Source organism: Mesorhizobium sp. Cs1299R1N1 (genome assembly GCF_037179655.1).
In the GTDB taxonomy this organism is placed as follows: domain Bacteria; phylum Pseudomonadota; class Alphaproteobacteria; order Rhizobiales; family Rhizobiaceae; genus Mesorhizobium; species Mesorhizobium salmacidum.
This window is the reverse complement of sequence record NZ_JAPYKR010000066.1, coordinates 1-2,827: the sequence shown is the minus strand read 5'-3', so window position 1 is coordinate 2,827 and position 2,827 is coordinate 1. Positions and strand designations below refer to the sequence as shown.

Annotated in this window: 4 protein-coding genes; all 4 read left to right on the top strand. The window is 56.2% G+C overall.

Features of this window, described 5'->3' with window-relative positions; genetic code table 11:
* On the top strand, positions 1-255 hold a 255-nt coding region (locus O7A70_RS33605; RefSeq protein ID WP_337144176.1), incomplete at its 5' end, for a zinc-binding dehydrogenase.
* Between the two features lie 19 nt (positions 256-274).
* Positions 275-877 (top strand): mandelate racemase/muconate lactonizing enzyme family protein, encoded by a 603-nt coding sequence (locus O7A70_RS33600; protein ID WP_337144175.1) that lies wholly within the window; start codon positions 275-277, stop codon positions 875-877.
* Complete coding sequence (locus tag O7A70_RS33595; RefSeq protein ID WP_337144177.1) at positions 811-1,389, top strand: enolase C-terminal domain-like protein; 579 nt, start codon at positions 811-813, stop codon at positions 1,387-1,389. The genes O7A70_RS33600 and O7A70_RS33595 overlap by 67 nt, the downstream gene beginning before the upstream one ends.
* Before the next feature lie 106 nt (positions 1,390-1,495).
* The coding region (locus O7A70_RS33590; protein ID WP_337144174.1) for an MBL fold metallo-hydrolase at positions 1,496-2,827 on the top strand (1,332 nt) is incomplete at its 3' end.

The following is a 2,827-nucleotide window of genomic DNA, read 5'->3' as shown; positions in this document are numbered from 1 at the left end:
CGGTATGTGGTGGCTGGGGCCATCGCCGGCCCCATTGTCGAGCTCGACGTGCGAACTTTGTATTTGAAGGATCTGACGTTTTTCGGTTCAACCCTCTACGACGAGGTCGTCTTTGATAACCTAGTATCTTACATCGAGCGCAATGAAATTCGCCCGTTTGTCGGAAAAACGTATCCATTGAAGGATATCGTCGAGGCTCAAAAAGATTTTTTATCGAAGACGATCAGCGGGAAACTCGTTCTAATTGTTCCGTAACTGAAAAGACGCAAGAGTAATGTCTGAGCTTGCAATTGAACGAATTGACGTTTTTCAGGTTGAACTCCCTTACTCTGGGGGTACCTATCGATTGTCAGGCGGTCGGGAGTACCCCAGCTTCGATGCCACGATCGTGCGCGTTACGACCTCGAACGGACTTGAGGGTTGGGGGGAAAGCACACCGTTCGGTTCAAACTACGTCGCAGCCCACGCCCTGGGCGTAAGGTCAGGTATTGCAGAGATCGCACCCTGGCTCATTGGCTTGGATCCGCGGCGCGTTGACCGCACATATGATGTGATGGACACCGCGCTCGTCGGGCACGAACATGCCAAAACCGCGCTCGACGTGGCGTGCTGGGATATCTTCGGAAAGTCGGTCGGCTTGCCGGTTTGCGAACTGCTGGGTGGCCGTACGAATGCGCGATTGCCAGTTATTTCCGGAATTTACATGGACGAACCAGAGGATATGCGAAGGCGTGTGGCTGAGCATCGTGCGATGGGCTACCTGGGACATTCGGCCAAGATCGGCGGGATCCTGTCGACGACGCGGCGCGTATTGCGGCATCTCTCGCTGACAAAAAGCCGGGCGAGTATTTCATCGTTGACGCGAACGGTGGAATGACGGTCGAAACCGCTCGTCGTATGCTGCGGATGCTGCCTGAAGGTCTGGATTTCGTCCTGGAACAACCCTGCGCGACTTGGCGCGAATGCGTGTCATTGCGCCGGCGGACGAGTATCCCGATCATCTTCGACGAGCTTGCCATAAGCGACGCGTCGATCCTGCAGCTGGTAGCAGATGACGCTGCGGACGGCTTTGAAATCAAAGTGTCCAAGAACGGTGGCCTAACCAGAGGCCGGCGTCAACGCGACATAGGCATTGCTGCCGGGTTTACCGTGAGCATCATGGATACCGTAGGCTCCGAGATTGCCTTTGCGGCTACCGTGCAACTGGCCCAGACCTTTCCTGAGCGTTACCTGAGGTGCGTTTTCGACTGCCGGGAACTTGTGAGCAAGACAACCGCCGACGGTCCCTTTGACATCATTCACGGGCGGGTCGTTGCACCGGACGTGCCCGGGTTGGGAATCACCCCGCGACTTGACGTGTTGGGCGAACCGGTAGCCAGCTATTTTTGACAAGAGATTTGGGCAGGTGCAGGTGCGTAGCGATCCCACGCCCGTGACCGCAGGTCGTTGCAAACGCCGGCTGCAGATCTTAACATACAGATGAATCGGGTGATGGGTGTTCACTAAGCTATCGGACAACGTGTGGCGGTTCGAAGACACATGCAACGTCTATGTGATCAGACGGGGAAATCGCTGCGTACTGATCGATTCCGGATCGGGAGCGGTCGCACAGGGGCTCAGCGAGATCGGCGTGACGGGGATCGATTGGGTCCTTCACACACACCACCATAGGGACCAATGCTGGGGTACGTCCGTCCTGCAGACGCTTGGAGCAAAGATAGCCGTCCCTGAATACGAGCGACACCTGTTCGAAGATGTTGAGGCCTACTGGCAATCGAAGCGAATTTACGATAACTATAACGACAGCAATTCCATCTTCTCATTGGGCAAGAATCTTCGCATCGACGCCATCCTTGAAGACTACGAGCACTTTCAGTGGGAAGGCCTGACGTTTAGAATTCTTCCGGCCAAGGGCCATACGTATGGCATGGCATGCTTGATCACTGAAATCGACGGTCAACGAATGGCGTTTACCGGCGATTTGATGGTTCAAGGGGGCAAGCTTTACCAGCTGCACGCCATGGAATACAGCTATGGAGATCTCCTTGGGGTGGAGATGACCATGCAATCAATCCTCGCCTTGAAGAAGGAGAGAGTGCAGAGGGCTTACCCCTCGCACGGGGATCCGATCACGCAAGTCAACGCCGACATCGAGTGCCTTGAGGCAAGGCTCGAGGATTTGGCCGGGGTCGGCAGGCTGGGAACGTCAGGTGCGCTCAGCAGCTTCAAAGATTCCGTGATGATCCGCGAGAGCAGGCTGCAGCCTATATCAAAGCACCTCCTGTGGGCCGGGCCTTATACGTGCTCCAACTTTTACGTCGTTCTCAGCGGGCATGGCCACGCCATGCTGATCGACTACGGCTTGGTTTCCAGCGGCCATCTGCACTGGGGGCCCGACGCTGATGACAAGCGGGCCGTGCGCTTCGTCGAACACCACCTCGAGCAACTCCGCGAAGACTATGGCGTAAAGCACATCGAGCTTGTTGTCCCGACGCACATCCACGATGATCACGTGTGCGGCATACCATACCTGCAGCGCCACTTTGGGACGCAGTGTTGGGCTCTTGATTGCATCGCAGACGTGCTTACTGCGCCGGCCGCGTGGGCAAGTACCCCATGTTGCTTCGATAAACCTTCGCGCGTGGACAGCTGGCTCCGCGACCGGGAAACATTCCATTGGCGCGGCTTTGACTTCTGCATCTACCATGCGCCTGGCCAGACCAAATACCACGCGTTCATCGTTGGCGAAATTGACGGCAAGCGGGTGGGTTTCGGTGGCGACAACATCCTTTTCTTGAATGGTACTGACCTCCGGAGCCAGAAAGCG

Bases quoted from the DNA above. Each gene is read 5' to 3' on its own strand.
- O7A70_RS33600 (WP_337144175.1), top strand. From the start codon at position 275: ATGTCTGAGCTTGCAATTGAACGAATTGACGTTTTTCAGGTTGAACTC.